Consider the following 23681-nt stretch of genomic DNA (forward strand, 5'->3'; position numbering starts at 1 on the left):
TCATTAGCCACTAATCAGTAGTCACTACCTAATGCGTTTCTTCTTTCCCCTCGTCCTGCTTTTTACGGCCATCGGCCTGGGTATCTATGCCTATCTGGGCGGACTGCGCCCGCCCGCCGTAGCCCTCGAAACCACGGCCGCGCCGGTGCTGCTGGCCGGGCAGCCCTTCCACGGCAAAGTGCAGGACGAGCGTTTCGGAGAGCTGTTTCGCGCCGCCAAATCGCGCCAGGATGCCAGTCCGGCGCTCCCCCTGGCCAACCTTTACTATAATAACCCGGAGTCGGCCCACGACTCGGTGCGCGCTTTTATCGGCGTGCTGGTGCCCGACACCGCCGCCCGGCTGCCGGCCGGCTGGCGCTACCGCGTAGTGCCGGCCGGGCAGCGGGTGGTAGCAGCCCGCGTGCGCGGGGTGAGCTTCCTGCTGGCACCGGGCAAGCTCTACGCCGCGGCCGAAGAGTTCATTAAGGATCGACAGCTCACGAAGCAGCCCTTTTACCTCGAGCAGTTTGGACCCGATGAAACCGACGAGCTGCGGGTGGGAGTGAAGTAGCCCGCCCCGAGCGCCGGCCCAGTCCCCTTTCAGCTAAGCCTGGGAGGTAAGTGTTTATACGTAGGGAGCACCCCGCTACCTGGTGATTAGCACGTAATTTATTCTTTTAAATCGGCATTCGTTAACCTTCAGCAGAAAGAGCGAGTACAGCCTAGCGGGGCGCTGCCTGGTGGTGCCGCTGCTGTTTCACGCTAACTGTAAAGGAGGATTCTTATGCTAGCTATGGATTTCCGGGGCCGAAAAGAGTTCGCGCCAGCCAAAAGCCAATGCCCGAAATCAAGCATCCGGAGGATGCGATTGTACGGGTCACGCGTACCTGCATCTGCGGGTCCGACCTGCACCTCTACAACGGCAACGTGCCCGATACCCGCGTGGGCATGACCTTCGGCCACGAGTTTACGGGTATCGTGGAGGAAATCGGCTCGGAGGTGACCAAGCTGAAAGTCGGCGACCATGTGTTGGTGCCGTTTAATATTGCCTGCGGCAAGTGCATCTTCTGCAAGCAGGGCCTGTTTGGCAATTGCCACGAGTCGAACCCCGAAGCCACGGCGGTGGGCGGCATTTTTGGCTATTCGCATACCGCCGGCGGCCACAACGGTGGCCAGGCCGAATACGCCCGTGTCCCCTATGCCAACGTGGGCCCCACGGTTATTCCGCCCGGTATGGACCCCGACGATGCCGTGCTGCTCACCGACGTAGTGCCCACCGGCTACCAGGCCGCCGAAATGGCCGGTATTCAAAAAGGCGATACGGTAGTGGTATTCGGGGCCGGCCCGGTGGGTATCATGGCTGCCCGCTGCGCCTGGCTGTTCGGGGCCGGCCGCGTCATCATCATCGACCACATCGATTACCGCCTGGAGTTTGCGCGCAACTACGCCAATTGCGAGGCCTACAACTTCCGCGAGCTGGAAGACCCGGTGCTCTTTATCAAGAAAACTACCGACTGGATAGGGGCCGACGTGTGCATCGACGCCGTAGGGCCGAAGCCGCCGGTAATGCCATGCAAACCATCACCGGCCGTAAGCTGCTCTTGCAGGCCGGCTCGGCCACGGCCGTGCACTGGGCCATTAATGCCGTGCGCAAGGGCGGGGTCGTGTCCATCGTGGGCGTGTATGGCCCTACCGACAACCTCGTGCCCATCGGCAATGTGCTGAACAAAGGCCTGACCATTCGGGCCAACCAGGCTTCGGTAAAGCGTCTGCTTCCCCGCCTTATCGAGCATGTGCAGAACGGCGTGCTTAACCCGAAGGGGTTGATTACGCACCGCATCCCGCTCGAAGAAGTAGCCGATGGCTACCGTATTTTCTCTGCGAAGCTGGACAATTGTATCAAGCCGGTTCTCATTTCGCCTTCCGCCGGTATCTAACGCCCCACGACCATGCAAACGATAACCAAAGACCCGAACCTGCTGCCCGGCTGGGGCATCGATGCCGACCCCGACAACGACCCGACGTATCCCATGCGGCATCGTACCCCGAAGACCACGACGGGTATAGCTGGGTGCGCCCCACCCAGCAGCCCATCAATATTGAGGTGCTGCACTCCAACGAACGGCCCAACGTATCGGCGGTATTCGGCATTTCTTCGCCTCCCAGCGGCCTCAGCGGTATGATTCGGCGCTTCGCTTTCAAGTATAGCGAAAACAGCTACCTGCACTGGCTGCCCCTGCTCGTCGCCGACCGCGTCAACGTAGTCGAAGGCATTGTGGAAGACCTGGCGCACGGCAAGGTGCCCAACATCTGGGCCGAGAAAGGCTACAAAGCCCAATGGAAATACGACCGCGTCGGCATGCTGGAGAAAATCGCCGCCGCGGCGCTCGTCACCACGGCGGCCGTGTTCGTGCTCTCCCGCAAAAGCGCTCCAAAGAAGCACATCCGTTCGGCTAGGTAGCTTGATGAGCAATAGCTTCCTCTAATAGAAAGCGAAGCTCCAAGCACAATGACCCTAAAGCAGAAAGCCCGTCTTACCTTACATTAGGTGGGCCGGGCTTTCTGCTTTAGTTTACTTATCGCCCAAAGAAATACGTGCCGCTGAACGTGAGTTGGGCCAGGCCAAAGCTTGCGCCAAGAGTCGACACTGTATCGTCGGAGACGCTGGAACCGCTGTTGTCAGGCTTCACACTAAGCCGGTTATAGGTCAGTCCTCCAATCGAAGCTCCTAAGCCTATGCGCGGAATCGGCATAAAAATAATGCCTGGTGTCAGGCCCGCATAAAATCCGCTCGCTGTCTGGTTCGACGAGCCATTATTGCCAGCGGGCTGAGAATCGTGCTCATAGCCGGCCCCAGGGTGCCTGTAAAGCCAAACTGGTCAGTCAGCATATAGTAGCGCCGTGCAAAAGGCCCCACGCGCAGGCTAGTAGTAGTGCGGTAATATGGGGTTGACGAGTTGCTATTCGACTTATCAGAAATCTCCTCAATACTCCAGGTAGCGTCGGCACCAATAGCTAAGTTGTCTGCCACAAAGTAGCTAATGCCGGGGTTGAAGTTGAAAATTTTATCGGTATAAGTATAACTATTGCTGCCGTTATAATAAGGGCTATTTGTATCCTCCTTATTTTGAGTGAAATTAATACTGCCACTCAAGGCCACGGTACCAGCTTTAAGTGCATTTTGGGCATGGCCTGCTTGCACCAGGGCACAGCAGATAATAAGCAACAGGAAATGCTTTTGCATACAATGAAGGAGGAATAAAAGGTCAAGCAAATATATGCTTCCCTTCTTTAATTTCTCTATTAAAGATGCAAAAAAGCCCGGCCCTTCTTCAAGAAGGACCGGGCTTTTTTGTAAAGTCGGGGTGGCAGGATTCGAACCTACGACCTCGTCGTCCCGAACGACGCGCGCTACCGGGCTGCGCTACACCCCGAAAACTTAGCGGGCCGATGGGGCGGCTCCGCGTCGGGAATTCCAATTCTGAGTCAAGAATGCCTAAAAAAACCCCCAGCCCGAAGGCCGGGGGTTTTTTCGGGGGCAACTTGTCCCTCGGTCGGAGTGGCAGGATTCGAACCTACGACCTCCAGCACCCCATGCTGGCGCGATACCAGGCTACGCTACACCCGAGGGAATTGGAGCTGCAAAGGTAGGCAAACAAAATTCGTTTCCGCAATACCAGGCGGCTATTTTTGCTCGTTAATCTGAGAAAAATAGCTAACTGTATCATTGGCAAGGGCTAAAAATCGTTAACTGGCGGAATGGAGTAGTAAGCTGCCCGCCGCACTATCTTTACCCGAGCAAATTGACAGAATCAGCTCATTCGCTTTACTTTGTCTGGCTTTATGAAATCACTCTCCACTTTAGCGGGAAGCTTGTTGCTGGCCCTTTCAGCTTACTGGCCCAAACCACGCCACCGGCGGCCACTGGCGCCACGGCGGCAGCTGCGCCGGCCCCCATTGCGCTGGCTCCGGTAACACCGGCTCCCGACCCCAACGCGCTTAAAATCAAAGCGGAGCAAAACCCTATTTCCCACACGCTCACCGTGCGCTGCGACGCGCCCGGCCCCACACGATTCGAAATAAATGACAAGGAAGGGCACCCGGTGCTCACCAAAACGGTGATGGTTGGCACTACGCCGGTCGTACTAAATGTAGCGTCGCTGCCGGCCGGGCCCTACGTGGTGCGGTGCACGGCCGGCGAGAAAAAAGGCACCCGCCTGGTGCAACTCGGTAACTAACCAGCCGCCCGCCAAAGCTGACAATACCCGGCCCGATGCGAAATCATTCGCATCGGGGCCGGGTATTTTATTTTTACTATATGATAAATATGCTACGTTGTTGCTGCCTCTGTCTGGAGCTGGCGCTCGTAGAGGGCGCGGTAGAGGCCGGCGGCATCGGCCATGAGGGCAGCGTGGGTGCCGTGCTGCACTATCTGCCCGTCGTCGAGCACCAGAATCTCGTCGGCCAGCTTCACCGAGCTTACGCGGTGCGAGATGATGAGACTGGTGCGGTTCTTCATCACCCGCTGGAGGCTATCGAGAATGGCGTTCTCGGTCTTGGTATCGACGGCCGAGAGCGAGTCGTCCAGAATCAGAATTTTGGGCTCCTTTACCAGGGCGCGGGCCATACTTACGCGCTGCTTCTGGCCGCCCGAGAGCGTAATGCCGCGCTCGCCTACTTTGGTATCGAAGCCCTCGGGAAAGCGAATGATGTTTTCGTACACGTCGGCATCGCGGGCGGCCTGGGCCATGCGTACCTCGTCGGGCTGGTCGAGGCCGAAGTTGATGTTATTGCGAATGCTGTCCGAAAACAGAAGCACGTCCTGCGGCACGTAGCCAATTTGCTCGCGCAGCGAGGTCAGCGCGTAGTCGCGCACATCCACGCCATCGACCTGAATATCGCCGCTTGTCACGTCATACAGCCGGCAGAGCAGGGCCGCGATGGTGCTTTTGCCCGAGCCCGTGTTGCCAATCACGGCCAGCGTCTGGCCCGGCCGGATGCGGAAGCTCACGTCGCGCAGCGCCCGGATGCCGGTGTCGGGATACGTGAAGGTAACATGGTCAAACACAATGTCGCCGGCTATCTCGCGCACCAGGCTCCGGCGCGAGATAATGTCCGTTTTCTCATCCAGAAACTCGTTGATGCGGGCCTGTGACGCCTCGGCGCGCTGCACCAGCGACGACGTCCAGCCCAGCGCCGTGACGGGCCACGTCAGCAGATTCACATAGATGATAAACTCGGCGATGCTGCCGGTGGTGATGGTGCCGCGAATAACTTCCTGGCCGCCAATCCAGACCGTGACAATGGTGCTGATGCCCACCAGAAACATAATCAGCGGAAAGAACAGCGAGTTGACGAAGTTCAGGCTCAAGGACTTGTCTTTGTACTCGTTGGTCGATACCTGAAACTGCTCGTACGAGTCTTGCTGGCGCACAAACGACTTGAGCACCCGGATACCCGAAAAGGCTTCCTGGGTGAAGGTGGTCATGGCCGCCAGCGCTTTTTGAATGTCGTCCGACTTCTTCTCAATCAGGTTGTTAACGTAAAAGATGCTGACCGACAGAATGGGCAGTGGCAGCAGCGTGAGCACCGTTAGCTTCACGTTGACGAGCAGCATGAGCGGCACCACGAGCACAAACAGCAGCACGAGCTGCAAAAAGTACATGATGCCCGGCCCGAGGTACATGCGCACGCGGCCCACATCTTCAGAAATGCGCGACATGAGGTCGCCGGTGCTGTGGCGGCGGTAAAAAGCCAGCGGCAGCGACTGGTAGTGCTGGAAAATCTGGTTTTTCTGGTCGTTTTCAATGCGCCGCGACATCACAATAAGTGTCTGGCGCATGAAAAACAAAAAGATGCCGCGCAGCAGCGCCAGCGCGATAATGACCATGCCATAAAACAGCACGTTGCGCCCAAACAGCTGGTACACGCCGGCCTGCGCCTGCGTGCCGGCGTAGAGGTGGTAGAGGTCGATGCCCTCGTTTACCAAATCGAAGGAGTAGCGCACGAGCTGGGCCGGAAAAATGGTCAGCAGCGTACTCAAGATTACAAATAGCACCCCGCCGAGGAAATGCCATTTATAGCGAAAAATATGCGGATTAACGGCGGCAAGAGCGCGGGTGGGCATGGGTAGGAGAGGGGCCGGGGCCGGAAAACCGGGCTTCAACCGAAAAAAAACGGGTACTTTTGTGGCCGCAACGGCATTTGGGCCAGCTACAGCTGCCTAAACAAAGTTACGCCCCACTCTTCCCTCCCCATCCCACCCATTTTTCCTTTTTAACCCTATGGTACTCGACGCGCCAACCCAGGTGCCCGCTCCTATTTTTGAGCAGGTAGCCGAATTTCAGCACGAGCAAGTGGTATACTGCCACGACCACGAAACCGGCCTCAAGGCCATTATCGGCATCCACAATACCGTCCTTGGGCCGGCATTGGGCGGCACCCGCATGTGGCACTACGCCACCGAGGCCGAAGCCCTGCACGACGTGCTGCGCCTGAGCCGGGGCATGACCTACAAGGCCGCCATCTCGGGCCTGAACCTGGGCGGCGGCAAAGCCGTGATTATCGGCGATGCCAAGAAGCTGAAAAACGAGGCGCTGCTGCGCAAGTTTGGCCGCTTCGTAAATAACCTGAACGGTAAGTATATCACAGCCGAGGATGTGAACATGACCACCAAGGACATGGAGTACATCCGCATGGAAACCAAGCACGTAGCTGGCCTGCCTGAGAGCATGGGCGGCTCGGGCGACCCCTCGCCCGTTACGGCCTACGGCGTGTACATGGGCATGAAAGCCGCCGCCAAGAAAGCCTTAGGCTCGGACAGCCTCGCTGGCAAGCGCATAGCGGTGCAGGGCGTGGGCCATGTGGGTACTTACCTGCTGGAGCATCTGCAGAAGGAAGGGCAAGCATAGTGCTTACTGACTATTACGAGGAGCGGGCCTACGAGGCTGCCAGCCGCTTCGGGGCGCGGGCCGTGGGGCTCGACGAGATTTATGACCAGGACGTGGATATCTACTCGCCCTGCGCGCTCGGAGCTACCATCAACGACGATACCATTGGCCACCTGAAGTGCCGCGTTATTGCCGGCTCGGCTAATAACCAGCTGGAAAAGGAAAACGAGCACGGCCCCGAGCTGGTGCGCCGCGGCATCGTTTATGCCCCGATTTTCTGATAAATGCCGGCGGCCTTATAAATGTGTATTCCGAAGTAAGCGGCAGCAGCCACCAGGGCGCGCTGGCCCAGACCGAAAGAATCTACGACTACACGCTGCAAGTGCTTGACAAAGCCGAGCAGGAAAACAGCCACCCCCAGGCGGCGGCCATCCGCCAGGCCCAGGAGCGCATCGAAAGCGTGGGCCGGGTGAAATCGACGTACTAAAAAGAGTTAAAAGTGAGGAGTGAGGAGTTGGGTAGTCGGCTCTGACTTAACAGTGGACCAACGGCCCAACTCGTGCTTTTTAACTCCTGACTTTTAACTCCTAACTCCTAACTAACAAGTAATGCTAAACCGCCGTCTTCTCCGCATCAAAGTCATGCAGGCCCTTTATGCCTACCAGCAAGCGGTTGCTGCCGATTTGCTGCTGGCCCAGGACCGCATTGCGGCGGCTTTTGAGCCCGACCTGAGTGCTGCTGAAGCGCCCGACCGCCGCCTGCTCGAAGGCCAGCGCAAGCTGGGCGAAGCGCAGCTCCGCGATTGGCACCGCACCGGCGACGTGCCCGAGTCGGGCTCCGATGATAAGGAAGTAGCCGCCGCCGTGAAGGCCGCCATCGACTATTACCAGAAGCTGGTGCAGAAGGAAGGCGCGTTTTATGGCGGGCAGCTGCTGCACGGGGCCGAGAGCATTCACGACCAATACCTGCACTTGCTGAATATGCCGCAGGCGCTGCTCCAGGTGATTACCGAAGACAACGAGCGCGAGGCCCGGCGCTTTACCGGCCCGCGCTTCGAGGCCCAGGGTACGGCGCGGCTGTTTGAGAATGCGGCCTTTGCCAAGCTGCGCGAAAACGAGCAGCTGGTGCAAGCTACCATTAAGCGTAAGCTGCAATGGACCGACAGCGACGAGCTGGAAGCGCTGCGCGCGGCCTGGCAGCGGGAGATGAAGCCCGACGAGGCAGTGCAGGCGTACCTCGCCGGCAAGAATACCGGCCTGGCCGAAGCCGACTACGAAACCGATATGGAGCTGCTACGGCATCTCTACAAAGACTTCGTATTCAAGGGCGAAGAGCTGCCGCGCTACCTCGAAAGCAACGACCTGAACTGGGAGGAAAACCGGCCCATCGTGCGCAACCTGGTGCTCAAAACCCTGAAAATGCTGCCCTACGGCGCCGATGTGAAGCAGGAGCTGATGAACCTGAGCGCCAACTGGCAGGACGACCGCGACTTTGCCGAAACGCTTTATAACCAGACCCTGGCCGACGATGCCAAGTCGGAAAAGCTCATTGCCGAATCGACGCAGAACTGGGACGTGGAGCGGGTAGCTTTGCTCGACAAAATCATTCTGAAGATGGCCCTGTGCGAGATGCAGCTTTTTCGCGGCATTCCCGTCAAGGTGACCATCAACGAGTACATCGAGATTAGCAAGATTTATAGCACCCCAAAGAGCAAACAATTCGTAAACGGCATTTTGGATAAGCTGGCCCAGGATTTAGCCGCCAGCGGCGAAATCCGCAAGTCGGGCCGGGGCCTGCTGGATAACCAGTAGTTTTAATGATTAATTTATTAATGATTAATAGTAAATAGTTAACGAGTAGCAAACTGAAGATGGAGCGCCACTAAAGCGCGACCCGATACTGCTGTTTATCAATCCTTAACTATTACTAAATTAGTCATTATCGAATTAACCATTAACCATCAATCAATTAACCATTCAAGAAAACATGGCTAGCAAAACCACCACCGGATTGTTGTGCTTCACGGGCGGCGCTCTGGCAGGGGCCGCCATCGGCCTTCTCTACGCGCCCGAAACCGGGCGCGAAACCCGCTCCTGGCTCAGCTACCAGCTGGAGAAGTACCGCTCGGTGCTGGCCGACCTCACCGAAAGCCTGGTGACGAGCCGCGACAATGCTCCGTCATCGGCCAAGAGCGAGGGCCAGCGCGTGATTCAGGATGCCAAAAGCAAAGCGGAGCAGCTGCTCGGCGATGTAGACCAGCTCATCAATCAGATTAACTCGCGGCGCGCGCTCTGATTGTCGGCTTTTTAAGGCGGGGGTCGCTGTGCGCGCAGCAACAAAAGGGCCCCCGCCCGGAGCCGGTTCGCGCTTATTACTTTTTTTCTGCACTATGCATCTTGTAACGTTAACACCTGGCGACGGTATTGGGCCGGAGATAACCCGGGCCGTCCTCGATATTTTTGCCGCCGCCAAGGTGCCGGTTCAGTGGGAAGAGCACAACGCCGGCATTACTACGCTCGAAAGCGAGGGCGCCCTGCTGCCCCAGGCGCTGTTCGACTCACTGGAGCGTACCCGCGTGGGCCTGAAGGGCCCCATCACGACGCCGGTGGGCAAGGGCTTCCGCAGCGTAAACATCACGCTGCGCCAGAAGTACGACCTCTACCAGAACCTGCGCCCGGCCAAGACGACGGAAGGCATTAATACCCCTTTCAAAGGAATTGATTTGGTGCTGTTTCGGGAAAATACCGAAGGGCTCTATTCGGGCCTGGAAATGTGGGACGAGCGCCTGGGCATTGCCGACTCCGTAAGCCGGAATACGGTAGTGGGCTGCCGCAAAATCTGTCGTGCGGCCTTTGCCTACGCGGCCAAGCACGGGCGCAAGCACGTAACGCTGGCCCACAAGGGCAATATCCTGAAAATGGCTGGCAAGCTGATGCTCGATGCCTGCAAGGAAGCCGCCGCCGAGTTTCCGGCGGTAACATTCTACGACGACCGCATCATCGACAACATGTGTATGCAGCTGGTAAACAAGCCGCAGCAGTTCGACGTGATTGTAACTACCAACCTGTTTGGCGATATTCTCTCCGACCTCTGTGCCGGGCTGGTGGGCGGCCTGGGCGTGGTAGCCGGCGCCAATATCGGCGACGATATGGCCATTTTTGAGGCCGTGCACGGCTCGGCCCCCGACATTGCCGGCCAGGGCAAGGCCAACCCCACTGCCCTGCTGCGCTCGGCGCTGCTCATGCTGGAGCACCTCGGCGAAAAGGAGCACGCTGCCCGCATCGAGCAGGCGCTGAATGAAACGCTCAAGCTAAAAGAGCAGTGCACCGGCGACCTGGGCGGCCGGGCTTCCACCCAGGAGTTTGCCCGCTTCGTTATTGAAAAACTGTAAGTTTACGGGCAGGTAGAGCCGGCACCGCGCTTTCGCCAGCATAGAAAGCCTGACTGCCGGCTCTACCTGCCCTTATTTTTTATGCTACGCCACGCTGCTTACCCTTTTCTGCTTGCCGCCGCCCTGTTAGTGGGCTGCAATCGCGACAAAGCCTCCGAGGCTGGTACCCAGGGCATGAATGCCGCTGCCGAAGAGGCTGCCACCGATGCCAAAGCCAACCCGACCATCGACAACCCCAACGTAGCCAGCGACGTGGAGGCCCCCAACCCCGATGCGCCGGTACTGACCTTTGCTGAAAAGCAGTTTGATTTTGGCGATATCCGGCCCGATAGCAAGGTGCAGCATACCTTTAAGTTTACCAACACCGGCAAAACGCCGCTGCTTATTGCCGATGCGACGGCCAGCTGCGGCTGCACTACCCCCAGCTGGACCAAGGAAGCCATTGCCCCCGGCGCTACCGGCGAGCTGCAGGTGCAATTCGATAGCCGTGGTAAGCAAGGGCTTATCAGCAAGCAGGTAAATGTGCGGGCCAATACGCAGCCCAACATGACTACCTTATATATAAAAGGCAACGTGCTGACGAACTAATGAATTGAAAATGTGAAAGATGTGAAAATGTAAAAAATGGGTTGGCAATAGAACAGGACGCAGATGTAAAAAAACCTGTTCCCATTGAAAACACTTTTTTGCATATTCCATCTTTTCCATATTTTCATATTCAACACATTTTCAAATCTTTAGACTATGGCTTTTCTTACTCTTTTGCTTCAGGCGCCCGCCAGTAGCGGCATTATGCAGCTCGTTTTTCCGGTTGCTATTGGTCTGGTGCTATACTTTTTTATGATTCGGCCGCAGCAGCGCAAAACGGCCGATGCCAAAGCCTTCCGTGAGTCGCTGGTAAAAGGAACGCGCGTGGTCACTATCGGGGCCTGCACGGCCTGCTGGTAGAAGTGGGCCCCGAAACCGTGCTGCTCGAAGTAGAGCGCGGCCAGCGCCTGCGCTTCGACCGTAGCGCCGTGGCGCGGGTAGCGGGCTCGCCGGCTGCGGAGAGCACCACGGCGGCCATCAGCTAGCATGAGGCCGGCGCTGCCCCCGCACCTGGCGGCCGGGCCAGCCAGGTGCTGCGCCGCCTGCTGCGGCCGCTGGCTGGCAAACAGCCCAGCTTTTACCGGGCGGTAATCGCCTGCTTTGTGATAGCCAGCACCCTGTGGATGCTGCGGGCGCTCAGCAACAGCTACACGGCTCCCATCAACTATCCGGTGAGCTGGCACTATAACCCGCAGCGGTATCACCCGGCCCGGCCCCTGCCTGCCACCGTACCCATCGAAGTGCGGGGCAATGGTTGGCGCCTGCTGAGCCGGGCAATGGGCCTGCATATGCAGCCGGCTGATGTGCGCCTGCGCTTGCCCGGTACGCCACCCTTTCGCTCGCCGCTGCGCCCCCCGCTGCGCCGCGCCCTGGGCACCGTACGGCTGTTAAATCTGCCTAATGACTCGGCCACTTACTACCTGGTGCCGGGTGGCGACTCTTTATAAGGGTGTAAGAGTTGCAAATTGATTCTGAAGCCTTCGCTAACTCCGTAAGTCTTACCCTTTAACTTAAAAAAATTGCTACGAATCGGCATCACCGGCGGAATAGGCTCGGGTAAGAGCGTAGTAGCGCGGCTGTTTGCCACGCTGGGCGTGCCGGTGTACGACTCTGACAGCCGGGCCAAGTGGGTAATGGCCACCGACCTGGTGCTGCGCGAGCAGCTGCAGGCCGCCTTCGGAGTGGAAGCGTATGATGCTGCCGGGCAGCTCAACCGTCCTTATCTGGCCCAGGTGGCTTTCAACGATGCCGCGCAGCTGGCGCGGCTTAATGCACTGGTGCACCCGCGGGTGGGCGAGGACTTTGCGGCCTGGACGGCCGCGCAGCAAGCGGCGGGCTATGCATATATTCTGAAAGAAGCCGCCCTGCTCTACGAATCGGGCGCCTACCGCACCCTCGACGGCATCATCACGGTGTTTGCGCCGGCCGACGTGCGCGCCGCCCGGGTTTTGCGCCGCGATGCCCACCGCACCGCCGCCGACGTACAGGCCATCATGGGCAAGCAGCTCAGCGAAGAGGAAAAGCTGGCCCGAGCCGATTACGTAGTCTATAACGACGACTCGCATCTGGTGCTGCCCCAGGTGCTGGCCCTGGATGCGGGCTTTAAAGCGGAATAATAGGCAACAGCAACGGGTAGTAAGTACTGGCGTTCTGCATTCTTGAACGATAGTACCTATTACCCATTACGTATTGCCAAGTCATCGAATAATCGGGTAGCGCTCAAAGGGGCGGTCTACAAACAGCTTGCGGTAGGTGGCGTGGGTCTTCACGATTTTGGCCCCGATGCTGCGCGTGGTAACGAGCATACGAGGGTTAAAATCACCAATCCAGTTCATTTCGATAGTCTGGTAACCGGCTTCGATGAACCGCTGCTGCTCCCAGGTGAGCAATGCCTGGTCTACGCCTTTGCCCTGGTAATCAGGTATTACGCCGTAGATAATGCCGAGCAGCTTCTTGTCGCGCCGCTGCATGTAGCGCCAGCGCTGCCACAGAAAGCGCAGCTTGCCGGGTAGGTTGAGGTGGTGGCCGATGTGCTTAAAAATCTGGTTTAGCTCGGGCAGGCTCAGGAAGAATGCCACTGGCTGGTCGTGGTGGTAGGCGAAGGCCAGCAGGCGCTCATCAAGCACGGGCTTCATCTCGCGCACGAGGTTGCGGGCCTGCGCCATCGTCATGGGCTTTACGCCGGCGTGGCGGCCCCAGGCCAGGTTATACACGTGGTGAAAATCCTGGGCCAGCTTTTCGGGCTCGGCCTGGCGGGCGTGGGTAAAGCGGTACTCGCCAGTAGCCTCAAACCCAGCCAGCTTCTGCTGAAAGCTCGGGTGCAGCGGCATTTCTACCGGCCGGTGGCAGGTGTACTGCTTAAAGTAGAGCTGAAACCCGTAGTTCTCAAACAGCTTCTGGTAGTAAGCCGGGTGCCAGAACATCCCGTAGTTGGGCTCACGGTCGAAACCCTCGATGAGCACGCCCAGAACCGGTCGCGGTCGCCAAAATTGATGGGCCCATCCACGGCCAGCATGCCCTGGGCGCGCAGCCACGCGCACGCTACCTCAAAGAGCTGATTGGCTGCGGCCTGGTCGTCAATACATTCAAAAAAACCTATACCTCCGGTGGGCAGGGTAGCATCGGTAGCAGTGGCGGTAAGGGCATTAACAAAGGCCGCGATGCGCCCGATAACCTCGCCCTGCCCATTGGTGAGCAGCCAGCGCTGCGCCTGGCCACCCGCCGCGAAAAGCTGATTTTTGGCCGGGTCGAATACGGCCTCTACTTCATTATCGAGCGGGCCGATGTAGGCGGGCTCGTGGCGGTGCAAGCGGTGCGGCAGCGCGCAAAACTGCCGCTGCCGGGTAGCTGAGTGGACTTCAAGCAAAGGCATCGGGCAAAGGTAGCGGCCCTGCACTGCTGGCAAAACCCTGCGCCGGGCGGCTGCGTTGAGGGAATGCCTTCTCCTTACTGAAATTAGCATGAGACGTTCCGACATCCTGACGCGTCAAAACCGGATTGTATACACCTTGCTACTCGTAACAGCTGCCATTGGCCTGGCCTGGGTGCTGTGGCGGCATCAGTACCTGGCGGGCCGCGAAAGCCCGCTGCCTGCCCACGCGGCGGCTGTAGCACATTAAACCAAAAGCAAAACACCCACTCAGCTTTGCAGCTAAGTGGGTGTTACTCAATGTGGGAGATACTGGGTTCGAACCAGTGACCCTCTGCTTGTAAGGCATGGGGTAGGTGGTGATTGTTAGTAATTACCACCCACTAAAAAGGTGCTTGTAATGCCTTTGAAGGCTATTTTACTTGTTATGCCTAACGGGCGCTATCACCTTTTCTATTACATTTGTTTAAACCAGCGTTTAAACCACCGTTGGTTTAAACAGTATGGCGAAGACTACGGAGCATAAGGAGGGGCGGGCAACGGTTAAGGTTGTCTATTACACCTACAAAACCCTTGCAGATGGTTCGCACCCATTCATGGTGCGTATTACCAAGGACCGCAAGCTAAAGTATCTGGCTACGGGCTTGAGCCTGCACCCTAAGCACTGGAACGAGAAGAAGAAGGAAATTCGCAAGAGCTATCCCGAGCCAGACCGGGAGAACTTGCTTATTGACTTACAGAAGTGGGAAACCAAGTACACTGATGCAGCCCGCGACCTGGCCAACGCCGATAGTGCCCACGACGCGCCTGCCGTGGCTGCCAAAGGAGCCGAGAAGCGCAAGGCCACTCGCCGCGTACAACTGCTGGCCTACATTGAAGAACTGGCGGCCGGTATGGTGAGGGCCGGGCAGGTGGGAAACTCCATTATCTACCGTGACCTAGCTAGCCAACTAGCGAAGTTTATAGCGGCCGAGACGGGGCTACCTGAGCCACCGCTAGGCAAAGGCCAAGAGGCTGTAAAAACTGCCTGGGTAGCGGCTCACGATATACCCTTTGACCGGGTTACAGTGGCGTTCTGTAATGAATGGGAGGCCACGTTACGTGCTACGGGTGCCGAGGATACCACCCTGAGTAACCGCTTCCGAACCCTGCGAGCTGTGCTGAACAAAGCCATTGCCAACGGAGTAGCTAAGCCCGAAAGCTACCCCTTTGCCCGCAGCGTAGCCGAGAAGCACAAATTCAGCGTGGGCAAGTTCGACGTCAGCACAGCGAAGCGAGCGATAAGCCGCGCCGACCTTCGCCGCCTTGAGGCATTGCAGCCCACCACCGCCCGGCAACGGTTAGCGAAGGAGGTGTTTCTGTTCTCCTTTTATGGCGGGGGTATCAATTGGGTTGACCTAGCCCAACTCCGTTGGCGCGACCTGAGCGGCGAAGCGCCTAGCACTGGCTACCCCGAGCGCCTGAACTATGTGCGACAGAAGACGGGCGGCAAGTTCGCGCTCAAACTGCTTGCTCCCGCTGCTGCTATTGTGGCTGCCTACCGGCCCTTCACTTGCGCCGCGCCCGATAGTTATGTGTTTCCAATTCTTGACCCCGTCAAGCACGCCAGTCCCACCCAAGTAAAGAACCGGCTACACAAGGTGCTGGGTATGGTTAATGAAGACTTGAAAGAGCTAGGCAGATTGGCGGGCATTGCTACGCCTCTTACAACGTATGTGGCGAGGCACTCTATGGCAACCACTTTGCGCATAAGCGGGGCTAGTACGGCTGTAATCTCGCAAGCAATGGGCCACCGCTCCGAAGCTACTACTGCCGTGTATCTGGACTCCTTCGCTTCGGAGTTGATAGACAACGCCTTTGATGGCTTACTGTAACATATTCGTAGCACCCAAATGAAAAGAATAACCGAGAGTTCAAAGCTTGCTATTCGGGTAGCTGGGCGGCATGGAATCACGCGCTAGCGGTTGAGCTTGAAAAGAAGGCTGCCCAGCACCCAGTTCTAAATGAAGCAAGTGGAGACTGGCCGCAATGGTTTTTGCCTGAGTTTGCAGATAAGGTGATAACGGTTGCTTTTGACATCCAAACAGAGGTAGAAAGCTTGATTGATACACTCTTTAGGTTGCCCCGGCTTGGGTGCCATTTTGCGGCTTGGCGCTACTTGCACGACCTAATAAGTAATTCGCGGATAACCTACCTAGATAGAGCTCTCGAAGCAAGAAAGGAGCGGCTATTAGATGCAATTGAATGGAGGTGGAGAAGTATGCTAATCCCATCATGGAATAAGCAGCCCACAACACAAAAAGTATTGATTAATTCGCGCTATAAGACGCTTTTAGAGGCATTTGTAACCAGCGATTTCGGGCCAAGCGCTATTAGCTTAGAAGAAAGTGAAAGCCTGGCTGACTTAAATACTGACCTGTGCGACAGAGTTATTGAAGTTGTTAAACGTTTGCTCGCTAAAAAGATACGCCCTGTTCACCTATATGCCATAGTTGAAACGTTAGAGCATTTTGGGTTTGTGCCCAAGCGCAAGCGGCTGCTCATTGCTAGAGTCTTAGGCAAGCGGCACGGGGTTGAAATAAAAAAAAACTACCGCCCGGACAGGTCAAAGCATCGTTACAAAGAATTTGATGAAATAAATAATGCTGTAGTTGATTACTCCCTTGCTATAGAGGCAACCAACGACGCTCTTGTTCGGCTTAATCTTTGGCCGACGGGATATGCTGTATACTACAAGCACGCTTGACGCGAAAGATAAAAACGGACTTTTACCTTCTGGGGAAGTCAAGATAAGCGACATTTCTAGTCAAAACGGGCTTTTTGGTTAGGTGCTTTATTGCTACCCCTTATCCCTATCCCGAACTTGTGTTACCTGCAATTCAGCAGCCTTAACCCAAGTTCAATGCTTACACCCTACCAGGCGCAAGCCGCCCCATCCCTCACTCATATAGGTGCCCGCCCGCGCCCTAATCCAGCAGCCGGAGCGGAAATAGTAAGTTACTTCCTCGACTGCTTAGACCTGTTTATTCGAAAGGCAGTTGAGGAAGCCCTGAGCAATAGCCGGAGCGCTCCCCATGCCGCCACATCACCTGACAAAGTGGGCGGCATGAAACTAGCACAGGAGGTTACTGGGCTAAGCAAGCCCCGCCTCTACGCACTTGTTTCAGAGCGTGGCATACCGCACAAGAAACGCGGTAATCGCCTATTCTTTGACCGAGAGGAACTGTTAGCTTGGATTGCGGAAGGCAATCGGGCAGTACGTAAACAAAATGAGCGCTAACCTGATGGATAGCGCTCATACGAAAGTACTTACAGTGGTTGGTAGCCTCTGCAAAAGTACAACGAAATCGGTAATAAATCGCGAAACAAAACCGCGTTTATTTCTCGCACTTGATGCGTACCCATTCCACTCTTTTAGTGAGGTTGGACGCCGTAACGTGTGCCAACGGCACAGCATTACCGATAAAGAGCTTGAGGCCGTTCTAGTCGCTTATGAGCGTCTTGGCGAGCCTACGGAATCCGAGCGAAGTGCCGCCGACCTAGCCCACCTGCTTAGCGTCATTAGCGAGGCTGTAGCGCCTAAGGTGAAGCACAAGCCAGCACGGCACAGAGCCAAGGAAGGGGGTAGCAAATGCTAATTGTTCCTCCCGCTTTTGCGGAACACGGCCCCGATTCCATCTACTGCCTTTTTACTAAGCCCACTCTCACGCAGGCAGAGATAGAAGATAACCTACGCGCCGGCTGGCCGGCCGGCCAAGTGCCCGCACTATGGGCTGCGTTAGTTTCGTCGGACTGGATAGCTACTACACCCAGCGACCGCACACGCTTTCGCCTGACAACTGACATGCCTGTCATTCAATGGGATAAGTCCGAGGCCATCCTGTTTGCAAGTGGCTTGGGTACAGCAGAAGGTAGTCCTGGCCCTCGTATTAGTCTATTTCAAGGTGGCATTAAGTGCGTCAGGCCTACGGCTACTAAGACGCCAGCAGAGTTGTACGCAGACCTCACTAGTGGGCGCTACCGTCTCCATACAGAACGCCTACGGGCGGCAGGTCGGGGGGCCCCAGATTACAACCTGCTCAAGAGCAGCCTCGACTATGTGACGCCAGGAGGGGTATTCACGCAACGTAATGAGCGCGGACTGGTGGCCCCTTCTGGGCTCATGGTGCTAGACTTTGATAAGCTAGTCGACCTTGCTGCTGCCCGTTCCGCCCTGCTGGCTGACCCGAAGCTAGGGCCCGCTGTGGTGCTGCTATTTACTAGTCCTAGCGGAGACGGCCTGAAGTGCTTCCTCCCAACCGACACTACAGCCACCTACCTCGACAACTTCAAAGGGGTTAGCCGCTATCTGAGTCGCAAGTACGCGGCGCTGGGCCTCGTGCCTGATGAATCCGGCAAAGACATCTCACGCGCCTGCTTCCTGGCACACGACCCTGACGCTTACCTAAGTTCCTATTACCGACACCCTAAAAAGCTGGCAGCTTGAATCATTTCTTTAAACTAACTGACCTGCTGGACGACGAGCCAGTAGCTGAATCGTCGCCCGAGGCGCAGCAGCCTAGAGAATCTAGCCATCAGGGACAGCCTGACCCACATGGAGCGCTTACCTGGTGCCTTAATATTTTCAGCGGTGGGCCGTTTCCTCCACCTGGCGGCCGAAACACTTGGCTAGCGACGTTTGCTCTCTTCTGCAATGAACGTGGGGTGCCACTACCTGACCTGCTTAGTCACTGCCTGGGCTACTACGCGGAGCCAGGCTTCGATGCGAAGGAAATAGAAACAACCGTGCGTGGCATCTATACTCGCGATGCGGCAAAGCACGGCAGCAAGCCCTATACGACTACCCGGGCCAAGGAATCCGCGCCGGACGCGCCTATACCAGCCGACTTATACGACGTGCTACCCGACTATTTGCGGCGCTGCTGCGAGCCATTCGAGGGCCACGAGAAGGCAGTTATGTTACTGTCCGCGCTTACGGTTCTATCGGGCTGCTTTCCAGGGGTTGGTGGTACTTATGCCCAGCGTGAGTTCGGATTAAATCTTTTCTTGTTCATTCTAGCCCAGGCAGCTAGTGGCAAGGGCTCCGCCGCTTATGCGTACCAACTGGCCCGAGGGTGGCATAAACACTTGACCGCTGAGAGTGCCGGCGCCGAGGCTGAATACGAGGCGGAAGTAGCGGCTCAGAAAGGCGTTAACAAAGGAAAAGGAAGCAATTCCTATACGCCGCCACCCCCCCGCGCCGGCAAATGCTTTACATCCCCGGCAATACCTCAGGAGCGGCAATACTGTCCCAGTTAGCCGAAAACGGCAGTCTGGGAGGAATTATGTTTGAAACCGAGGCGGATACGCTGAGTACTGCCCTAGGGGGTGAACACGGGAAGTTCGGGGACGGGTTGCGGAAAATCTTCCAGCACGAGCCCTTGTCCGTGTTGCGAAAAGCTGACCGGCAACACTTGGATATCGAACGGCCCGCACTGAGCATCGCTATTACCGGGACTCCTGGCCAGCTCTCACGCTTGATGCCTACAGCCGAAGACGGGTTAGTAAGCCGGTTTCTATTCTACTCATTCAGTCAGCCCCCTGTATGGCGAGATGTGAGTCCCCGCGCCGGCAAGCCGCTGGGTAGCTATTTTACTCCGCTCGCCGACGAGTTGATGCGCATGATTAGGGCCATGCCGCTCCCCGACGACGCTACCCCTTATCCAGTTAAAATTGTGCTTCCTGTGGCCGAGTGGGATAAAATCAATGCGGCTGGGGAGCGGGGATTAGCGCAAGCCGTTACCGAGGCTGGTGCGGCTGGTGCTAGTACCGCCTTTCGCCTAGGCTTGATTACTTGGCGCATTGCGGGAATTCTGACTGTTTTGCGCTGCTTTGAGAATGGCGAAGCCCAGGCCCAGAGCTGGAGGCCGACTCCAGGGACGTGACCACGGCAATCTGTATTATGGATACGGCCCGCGCCCATGCCTTACACGTCCTCTCTACTTTGCCGGCTGCCTCCACTGTGCGCTCGCCCAAACAAACCCGGTTTGAAGATAATGCCGACAAGGCCGCCCGTATCCGTGCGCTACGTGCACAAACACCTCCGGTAAGCTGGCGCGACATTGAAGCCCAGCTTGGGGTCCCCCAAGCCACAGCCCGCCGCTGGGCCGGCGAGTAGGTGTGCCATTTAGTAGGTGTGTCAAAAATGGCACAGTGACACATGGCACACCTGCTAACCCGCTACTCCCTTTTTCTATTCATTTTAATACCCCCATGCCTACCCCAAAACGCACCCACGTGCCCTCCAACCCCGCGCTAGCACTGACCCGCTGGCAGTGTTATTCAACGACTGGCTAAACAGCCTGGCCCCCGTGGAGCTGTTTACCCGTCCCGTTGGCCGGCTCGATGCGGAAAGCGAGCAGATGCGCTCGCTGCTTCTAACCGCTACCACAACCCTGCATCACCTACACCACTCGTTGAGCAAAGCCATTGTCCTGCTTGGTCAAGGGCAGCCCCTAACTAAGCTGGCTTCCTTATTCCGGCAGGCGGGCAGCAATCGGGCAGGCATAGGCTCGTGTCCTCCCGAACTAGCTGAATTACTGAGCTACGTAGCGCTTCAAAGCAGCATTACGAGCCGTGCCGAGTGTAAGCGGGTTATGCGCTACAGCGCTGAGCACCGCACCAAGCTAGCCATTCAGGCTGCCGAGCACCCGCCGCTAGAACGCATGTGTGGGCTGTTTTTGGCTGTATTCGATGCGACCACTGAGGCAGAGCAGGACTACCACTTCCTAAAGGCTGACGACGAAGCCGGAAGGGCTGACCTGCTGGAATTACTGCAAGGCGTTCTGGCTTTGAGCTGCTTTCAAAAAGCCTAGCCCATGCGTAGCCCCACCACTCGACACGGTGGGGCTACAAAAGCGGCTACGAGCGCTGTGTGTACGCATACCTACTAGCCCTTTTCGCCCTTCTCGCTTATCCACCCATCACCACCTTTTACCCCGCCCCGACTTGCTGCCGACTAAAGCCAAGCTAACCGCTGCTGATAATGCGCTCTTATTCAGCGTATGCGAGCCCCAGGCGCGCCGCATTGTTGCCAAGTCAGTCTGTATCTCATCCGGTGCCGTGCCGGTGCTCCTGAGCGTGGCCGTGCGGACGAATTTAGGGCTTGCAACCCGTCCCAAGGACGTTTACCGGGCTGCTATTGCGAATGAAAAGCTCGTCCGAGGCTATATCCGCACGCTACTAGGAAAGGAGCTGCTGCTGTTGGAGCGGCGACGTGGCTGCCGGTACCTACGCCCGTCGCTTGCTGGCCTGGCACTCGCTGCCCGCTACTACCGGGAGCTACGAAGCGCCCGCCACACTTTTTTACAAGACTACTTTTCACCATTCATTTTCTAATGCCTACATCTCAAAATCCCTTTTTGTCTGAGGACGAAGCCTGCGCTATTATGCGCCAAGCATATATCCTTCATTCCGACCTGTTGCCTCCCGCAATAGGCGCTACCGAGGAAAGCACCACAGGTACCGGAGTCATCCTGTCGGCCGGCTACTGTGGCGTCCTAGTATCTGTGTATGGCCGGCAGTTTTGCGGGCAGCTACTAGCCCTCTTAGAAGCCGCTGAGGCTTTTGAGCTATTGGTTAAGATGCGTACGGCGATTGCCGAAAGCAAAAGCCTTTGGGATGAGTTAGGGACTATTACAGACCACCACGCGCCGGCCGTGACCCTATCGCTTTAGTGATAGCCGTGTACACACCTAAAGAAGCGGGTACTTGGCAGAGCGGCCCCACCTGTAACAAACAGCCGGGTAGGGTCGCTCTGCTAACCCGGCACCCCTCGATAGGAAGCCCACCCCCTAGCAAAAAAATACGCTGTGCCCGTGAAGATTGGCCTACCGGGCTAATTCCCCAGTCGCACTACCGATGGGCAAGTGAAACCTGTTAACCCGGTGCCTTGGTTTGCAGGCCCGCCCCGGCTAGTGGGCAAAAACGAAAAGCCGCTTGCATTAACTGATATAGATGAAGGCCATGCCCTCTATTAGTTGCCTGCATAACTAGCATTTAGGTGTGCACTCATGCTTTGATTACTTTTGTTGAATGGCACAAGACGCCGCCCCTATTCTACGCCGCCCCGCGGCCGCCCAGCAGTGCCTGCGCCTGCCGACCGCAACCTAGCCGCTGAGGTATCACATTTGCGGGCATGGCTACAGACCCACTCATTGCACAAGCCTGGTAGTATATCAGTGGCGGCGGGCTTACATCGAGCTGCCCTTGGCCAAATCTTGCGCGAATACCGCAGCCCGCAAGCACCTGCACTAGATGCAATCTACCAAGTGCTAAAACCATACGGATATAATCCGAACTTAATTAAGGCTTAAAAATAATCATTTTGATTATGAGCATCTTATGTAATAGATGCTCTTTTTTTGCTTATTTACGCGCCCAAATGGTTGCATAATAAATTCATTTCTGCACCTTTGCCTCGTCGCCGCAATGAAGCGGCGGCGTTTACTCTCCAACTAGGTGATACATCCCGTTTGCCCCCCGCGTGACAGTATACTCCCAACAGCCTTAAGTGCCCTCGCTCGGGCAGCTGGCCTGCTCTATGCCCGTGTTGCGGGGAGTTCCGGCTGCTATGAAGTTCACTTTGCGGCTTCCGCCGATACCTGCTTCAGCTATCGGGCGCGCACTGCCACCGACGCCATTTGCCGTCTAGCAGAAATCATTCAAGAAAATCACTTTCCCCTCGTTCAGCCTGCCTAATAATTCAACTTATGAATCCCTCACACATTGCCCGTCAATTCGCTGCCGCAGTACTCGCTATCGCTGCGCAGTACCCCGTCATTGCCTCAGCTGAAGGCCAGCACCTAGGCGGCGTTTATCGTGTCACCTACACGCTTAAAAGCGGTCCACAGACGGAAGTATCCGCCCCCACACAGGACGAGGCGCTAATTAACTTTATCAAGTCGGTGAGGCCTGTTAGCCTGCCTGACGTGGACAGAACAAATTACCTGCTACCGCTCTCCCCGACGTGCATAGCCTGCTGGGCTTGGATGAGGAGGAAAAGGCCGCCTGCCGTATATTCCAAACCTCACCCGGCCGCTATGCTGTGTGTGAGCTAATACCCCGCGACGAGTGGGAGCACCTGGAGCCGGGCGCACAAATTCTTTACGCCGCCCTACAGTCCGCTGGCGATAACAAGGAGGCCGCCCTTACCACCTGCGAAGCGACCCTTCTAGTGTACGATGAGCGGCGCGCCTTGCTGTATGCTAACTATACCCCCAGGGAAGAAAAGGCTACCCCTGAGTGCTTAGAAGGCCCTGAGGCTCACGAGTTGTGGCTGGTGTGGCGTTACATCGAGGCCGCCCGCCAGGCATAAACAGGACTACCCATCCGGTATTGCCGGGTGGGCTTTATTCTCCCTATGAAAACAAAGCTGGCAGCTTACCGCCCCTACGCGGAAGCTGCGAACCTCCAACCCATTAGCCACATTAAGGCGAAGGAAAGAAGACTGTTAGCCATGAAAAAACCACTAAAAGCCCCTCTACTCATCAGCTCCCACCTATCGCAGAGCCTGACAGAAGAGTTGGTTGAGAAGCTAGTGAAGCGAGGGCCGCTGCTGGACCATAAGGTGGCTGTTAAAAATGCCCGTTCGGGTCTAAAGGCCTACAATAAAAAGGTGCGCGTTATTCTCGATGTAGCCGGCGAGGCGTGGGAGGTGCTCCAAGACGAGCAAGCCGAGCTGCAAGAGCGCGAGGTCGTATTAGAGCGCCTGGGCTTTGCATTCAACCCATCTTCGGGTGACTTTATCAAAGCGCTTAGTCGTAACCTGGGGCGGCAGCTTAATCTATTTCAGAACGAAGCCGGGCAACCCATCCTGACGCTTACCCAGGGGAGCAGGAAATACAGCGCTGGATACTGGATGATGTGACGCAAGAACTGCCCGGCATCTTGGCTAAGGCTCTTGCGCTCACCTAGTAATCGCATA

27 protein-coding genes, 2 tRNA genes and 1 pseudogene are annotated in these 23681 nt (G+C 56.8%); 25 read left to right on the plus strand and 5 right to left on the minus strand.

Annotated elements, in window-relative coordinates:
- The first annotated feature begins 31 nt into the window (after nucleotides 1-31).
- The 4 genes from GKZ67_RS19330 (at nucleotide 32) to GKZ67_RS19340 (ending at nucleotide 2440) form a co-directional block, all read left to right on the plus strand.
- The gene (locus GKZ67_RS19330; RefSeq protein ID WP_173245747.1) at nucleotides 32-550 is read left to right on the plus strand and encodes a hypothetical protein; all 519 of its coding nucleotides are present in this window, start codon (nucleotides 32-34) and stop codon (nucleotides 548-550) included.
- Between the two features lie 266 nt (nucleotides 551-816).
- Complete coding sequence (locus GKZ67_RS19335; protein WP_410505030.1) at nucleotides 817-1704, plus strand: alcohol dehydrogenase catalytic domain-containing protein; 888 nt, start codon at nucleotides 817-819, stop codon at nucleotides 1702-1704.
- On the plus strand, nucleotides 1644-1916 hold the full coding sequence (locus GKZ67_RS25350; RefSeq protein ID WP_410505031.1) for an oxidoreductase: 273 nt from the start codon (nucleotides 1644-1646) through the stop codon (nucleotides 1914-1916). Before GKZ67_RS19335 ends, GKZ67_RS25350 begins: the two co-directional genes overlap by 61 nt.
- Nucleotides 1917-2050: 134 nt before the next feature.
- On the plus strand, nucleotides 2051-2440 hold the full coding sequence (locus GKZ67_RS19340; protein WP_317172188.1) for a hypothetical protein: 390 nt from the start codon (nucleotides 2051-2053) through the stop codon (nucleotides 2438-2440).
- Between the two features lie 309 nt (nucleotides 2441-2749).
- Here GKZ67_RS19340 and GKZ67_RS19345 read toward each other — a convergent pair whose 3' ends face one another.
- From GKZ67_RS19345 to GKZ67_RS19355, 3 genes are all read right to left on the minus strand, one after another.
- On the minus strand, nucleotides 2750-3223 hold the full coding sequence (locus tag GKZ67_RS19345) for a hypothetical protein (protein WP_173245750.1): 474 nt from the start codon (nucleotides 3221-3223) through the stop codon (nucleotides 2750-2752).
- Between the two features lie 116 nt (nucleotides 3224-3339).
- Nucleotides 3340-3413 (minus strand) — tRNA-Pro (locus GKZ67_RS19350).
- 119 nt (nucleotides 3414-3532) lie between these two features.
- Nucleotides 3533-3607, minus strand: a tRNA-Pro gene (locus GKZ67_RS19355).
- Between the two features lie 175 nt (nucleotides 3608-3782).
- Here GKZ67_RS19355 and GKZ67_RS19360 point away from each other — a divergent pair.
- The gene (locus GKZ67_RS19360) at nucleotides 3783-4217 is read left to right on the plus strand and encodes a hypothetical protein (protein ID WP_173245753.1); all 435 of its coding nucleotides are present in this window, start codon (nucleotides 3783-3785) and stop codon (nucleotides 4215-4217) included.
- Between the two features lie 92 nt (nucleotides 4218-4309).
- Here the strand turns inward: GKZ67_RS19360 and GKZ67_RS19365 are convergent, their stop codons facing one another.
- Nucleotides 4310-6106, minus strand: a complete 1797-nt coding sequence (locus GKZ67_RS19365; protein WP_173245756.1) for an ABC transporter ATP-binding protein — start codon at nucleotides 6104-6106, stop codon at nucleotides 4310-4312.
- A 157-nt stretch (nucleotides 6107-6263) separates the two neighbouring features.
- Here GKZ67_RS19365 and GKZ67_RS19370 point away from each other — a divergent pair.
- From GKZ67_RS19370 to coaE, 9 genes and pseudogenes are all read left to right on the plus strand, one after another.
- Nucleotides 6264-7356, plus strand: a pseudogene (locus GKZ67_RS19370) (Glu/Leu/Phe/Val dehydrogenase dimerization domain-containing protein).
- 154 nt (nucleotides 7357-7510) lie between these two features.
- Nucleotides 7511-8680, plus strand: coding sequence for a transcription antitermination factor NusB (gene nusB / locus GKZ67_RS19375; protein ID WP_254244950.1), 1170 nt, complete (start codon nucleotides 7511-7513; stop codon nucleotides 8678-8680).
- A 175-nt stretch (nucleotides 8681-8855) separates the two neighbouring features.
- Nucleotides 8856-9164: a YtxH domain-containing protein gene (locus GKZ67_RS19380; RefSeq protein ID WP_151087014.1), complete on the plus strand. Its 309-nt coding sequence runs from the start codon at nucleotides 8856-8858 to the stop codon at nucleotides 9162-9164.
- Nucleotides 9165-9258: 94 nt separating this feature from the next.
- The gene (locus GKZ67_RS19385; protein ID WP_173245762.1) at nucleotides 9259-10260 is read left to right on the plus strand and encodes an isocitrate/isopropylmalate dehydrogenase family protein; all 1002 of its coding nucleotides are present in this window, start codon (nucleotides 9259-9261) and stop codon (nucleotides 10258-10260) included.
- Between the two features lie 81 nt (nucleotides 10261-10341).
- Nucleotides 10342-10848 (plus strand): DUF1573 domain-containing protein, encoded by a 507-nt coding sequence (locus GKZ67_RS19390; RefSeq protein ID WP_217278638.1) that lies wholly within the window; start codon nucleotides 10342-10344, stop codon nucleotides 10846-10848.
- Between the two features lie 156 nt (nucleotides 10849-11004).
- Nucleotides 11005-11208: a preprotein translocase subunit YajC gene (locus GKZ67_RS24810; protein ID WP_317172189.1), complete on the plus strand. Its 204-nt coding sequence runs from the start codon at nucleotides 11005-11007 to the stop codon at nucleotides 11206-11208.
- Nucleotides 11209-11210: 2 nt separating this feature from the next.
- Entirely contained in the window at nucleotides 11211-11333 is a 123-nt protein-coding gene (locus tag GKZ67_RS24815; RefSeq protein ID WP_317172190.1) for a hypothetical protein, read from the plus strand.
- Between the two features lie 45 nt (nucleotides 11334-11378).
- Complete coding sequence (locus GKZ67_RS19400; protein WP_173245765.1) at nucleotides 11379-11795, plus strand: hypothetical protein; 417 nt, start codon at nucleotides 11379-11381, stop codon at nucleotides 11793-11795.
- 72 nt (nucleotides 11796-11867) lie between these two features.
- Nucleotides 11868-12464, plus strand: coding sequence for a dephospho-CoA kinase (gene coaE, locus GKZ67_RS19405; protein ID WP_173245768.1), 597 nt, complete (start codon nucleotides 11868-11870; stop codon nucleotides 12462-12464).
- An 81-nt stretch (nucleotides 12465-12545) separates the two neighbouring features.
- On the opposite strand, the gene GKZ67_RS19410 is transcribed toward coaE, so the two are convergent.
- Nucleotides 12546-13310: a hypothetical protein gene (locus GKZ67_RS19410; RefSeq protein ID WP_173245771.1), complete on the minus strand. Its 765-nt coding sequence runs from the start codon at nucleotides 13308-13310 to the stop codon at nucleotides 12546-12548.
- 498 nt (nucleotides 13311-13808) lie between these two features.
- Here GKZ67_RS19410 and GKZ67_RS19415 point away from each other — a divergent pair, with 498 nt between their 5' ends.
- From GKZ67_RS19415 to GKZ67_RS19465, 11 genes are all read left to right on the plus strand, one after another.
- Entirely contained in the window at nucleotides 13809-13967 is a 159-nt protein-coding gene (locus GKZ67_RS19415) for a hypothetical protein (protein ID WP_173245774.1), read from the plus strand.
- Between the two features lie 253 nt (nucleotides 13968-14220).
- Nucleotides 14221-15591 (plus strand): site-specific integrase, encoded by a 1371-nt coding sequence (locus GKZ67_RS19420; protein ID WP_173245777.1) that lies wholly within the window; start codon nucleotides 14221-14223, stop codon nucleotides 15589-15591.
- A gap of 161 nt (nucleotides 15592-15752) precedes the next feature.
- Nucleotides 15753-16463 (plus strand): hypothetical protein, encoded by a 711-nt coding sequence (locus GKZ67_RS19425; protein WP_173245780.1) that lies wholly within the window; start codon nucleotides 15753-15755, stop codon nucleotides 16461-16463.
- Between the two features lie 360 nt (nucleotides 16464-16823).
- Nucleotides 16824-16997, plus strand: a complete 174-nt coding sequence (locus tag GKZ67_RS25355) for a helix-turn-helix domain-containing protein (protein WP_410505092.1) — start codon at nucleotides 16824-16826, stop codon at nucleotides 16995-16997.
- Between the two features lie 564 nt (nucleotides 16998-17561).
- A complete protein-coding gene (locus GKZ67_RS23935; RefSeq protein ID WP_254244951.1) occupies nucleotides 17562-18203 on the plus strand; it encodes a BT4734/BF3469 family protein in 642 nt (213 codons plus the stop codon).
- A gap of 470 nt (nucleotides 18204-18673) precedes the next feature.
- On the plus strand, nucleotides 18674-19015 hold the full coding sequence (locus GKZ67_RS25360) for a DUF3987 domain-containing protein (protein ID WP_410505093.1): 342 nt from the start codon (nucleotides 18674-18676) through the stop codon (nucleotides 19013-19015).
- Nucleotides 18964-19641 (plus strand): DUF3987 domain-containing protein, encoded by a 678-nt coding sequence (locus GKZ67_RS19445; protein ID WP_173245792.1) that lies wholly within the window; start codon nucleotides 18964-18966, stop codon nucleotides 19639-19641. The genes GKZ67_RS25360 and GKZ67_RS19445 overlap by 52 nt, the downstream gene beginning before the upstream one ends.
- A 17-nt stretch (nucleotides 19642-19658) precedes the next feature.
- On the plus strand, nucleotides 19659-19874 hold the full coding sequence (locus GKZ67_RS19450; RefSeq protein WP_173245795.1) for a hypothetical protein: 216 nt from the start codon (nucleotides 19659-19661) through the stop codon (nucleotides 19872-19874).
- 157 nt (nucleotides 19875-20031) lie between these two features.
- On the plus strand, nucleotides 20032-20571 hold the full coding sequence (locus GKZ67_RS19455; protein ID WP_173245798.1) for a hypothetical protein: 540 nt from the start codon (nucleotides 20032-20034) through the stop codon (nucleotides 20569-20571).
- A gap of 2153 nt (nucleotides 20572-22724) precedes the next feature.
- Entirely contained in the window at nucleotides 22725-23072 is a 348-nt protein-coding gene (locus GKZ67_RS19460; RefSeq protein ID WP_173245801.1) for a hypothetical protein, read from the plus strand.
- 141 nt (nucleotides 23073-23213) lie between these two features.
- The gene (locus GKZ67_RS19465; RefSeq protein ID WP_173245804.1) at nucleotides 23214-23624 is read left to right on the plus strand and encodes a hypothetical protein; all 411 of its coding nucleotides are present in this window, start codon (nucleotides 23214-23216) and stop codon (nucleotides 23622-23624) included.
- Nucleotides 23625-23681 lie beyond the last annotated feature (57 nt).

Source organism: Hymenobacter sp. BRD67 (genome assembly GCF_013256425.1).
GTDB lineage: Bacteria > Bacteroidota > Bacteroidia > Cytophagales > Hymenobacteraceae > Hymenobacter.

What these genes read in the sequence shown, in the direction of transcription:
- GKZ67_RS19385 (WP_173245762.1), top strand. Translation starts at nt 9,259, where the DNA reads ATGCATCTTGTAACGTTAACACCTGGCGACGGTATTGGGCCGGAGATA.
- GKZ67_RS19465 (WP_173245804.1), top strand. Translation starts at nt 23,214, where the DNA reads ATGAAAAAACCACTAAAAGCCCCTCTACTCATCAGCTCCCACCTATCG.
- GKZ67_RS19445 (WP_173245792.1), top strand. Translation starts at nt 18,964, where the DNA reads ATGCTTTACATCCCCGGCAATACCTCAGGAGCGGCAATACTGTCCCAG.
- GKZ67_RS24810 (WP_317172189.1), top strand. Translation starts at nt 11,005, where the DNA reads ATGGCTTTTCTTACTCTTTTGCTTCAGGCGCCCGCCAGTAGCGGCATT.
- GKZ67_RS19330 (WP_173245747.1), top strand. Translation starts at nt 32, where the DNA reads ATGCGTTTCTTCTTTCCCCTCGTCCTGCTTTTTACGGCCATCGGCCTG.
- GKZ67_RS19390 (WP_217278638.1), top strand. Translation starts at nt 10,342, where the DNA reads ATGCTACGCCACGCTGCTTACCCTTTTCTGCTTGCCGCCGCCCTGTTA.
- GKZ67_RS19335 (WP_410505030.1), top strand. Translation starts at nt 817, where the DNA reads ATGCCCGAAATCAAGCATCCGGAGGATGCGATTGTACGGGTCACGCGT.
- GKZ67_RS19345 (WP_173245750.1), bottom strand. Translation starts at nt 3,223, where the DNA reads ATGCAAAAGCATTTCCTGTTGCTTATTATCTGCTGTGCCCTGGTGCAA.
- GKZ67_RS19380 (WP_151087014.1), top strand. Translation starts at nt 8,856, where the DNA reads ATGGCTAGCAAAACCACCACCGGATTGTTGTGCTTCACGGGCGGCGCT.
- GKZ67_RS19420 (WP_173245777.1), top strand. Translation starts at nt 14,221, where the DNA reads ATGGCGAAGACTACGGAGCATAAGGAGGGGCGGGCAACGGTTAAGGTT.
- GKZ67_RS25355 (WP_410505092.1), top strand. Translation starts at nt 16,824, where the DNA reads ATGAAACTAGCACAGGAGGTTACTGGGCTAAGCAAGCCCCGCCTCTAC.
- GKZ67_RS25360 (WP_410505093.1), top strand. Translation starts at nt 18,674, where the DNA reads ATGTTACTGTCCGCGCTTACGGTTCTATCGGGCTGCTTTCCAGGGGTT.
- GKZ67_RS19415 (WP_173245774.1), top strand. Translation starts at nt 13,809, where the DNA reads ATGAGACGTTCCGACATCCTGACGCGTCAAAACCGGATTGTATACACC.
- GKZ67_RS19365 (WP_173245756.1), bottom strand. Translation starts at nt 6,106, where the DNA reads ATGCCCACCCGCGCTCTTGCCGCCGTTAATCCGCATATTTTTCGCTAT.
- nusB (WP_254244950.1), top strand. Translation starts at nt 7,511, where the DNA reads ATGCAGGCCCTTTATGCCTACCAGCAAGCGGTTGCTGCCGATTTGCTG.
- GKZ67_RS19450 (WP_173245795.1), top strand. Translation starts at nt 19,659, where the DNA reads ATGGATACGGCCCGCGCCCATGCCTTACACGTCCTCTCTACTTTGCCG.
- GKZ67_RS23935 (WP_254244951.1), top strand. Translation starts at nt 17,562, where the DNA reads ATGCCTGTCATTCAATGGGATAAGTCCGAGGCCATCCTGTTTGCAAGT.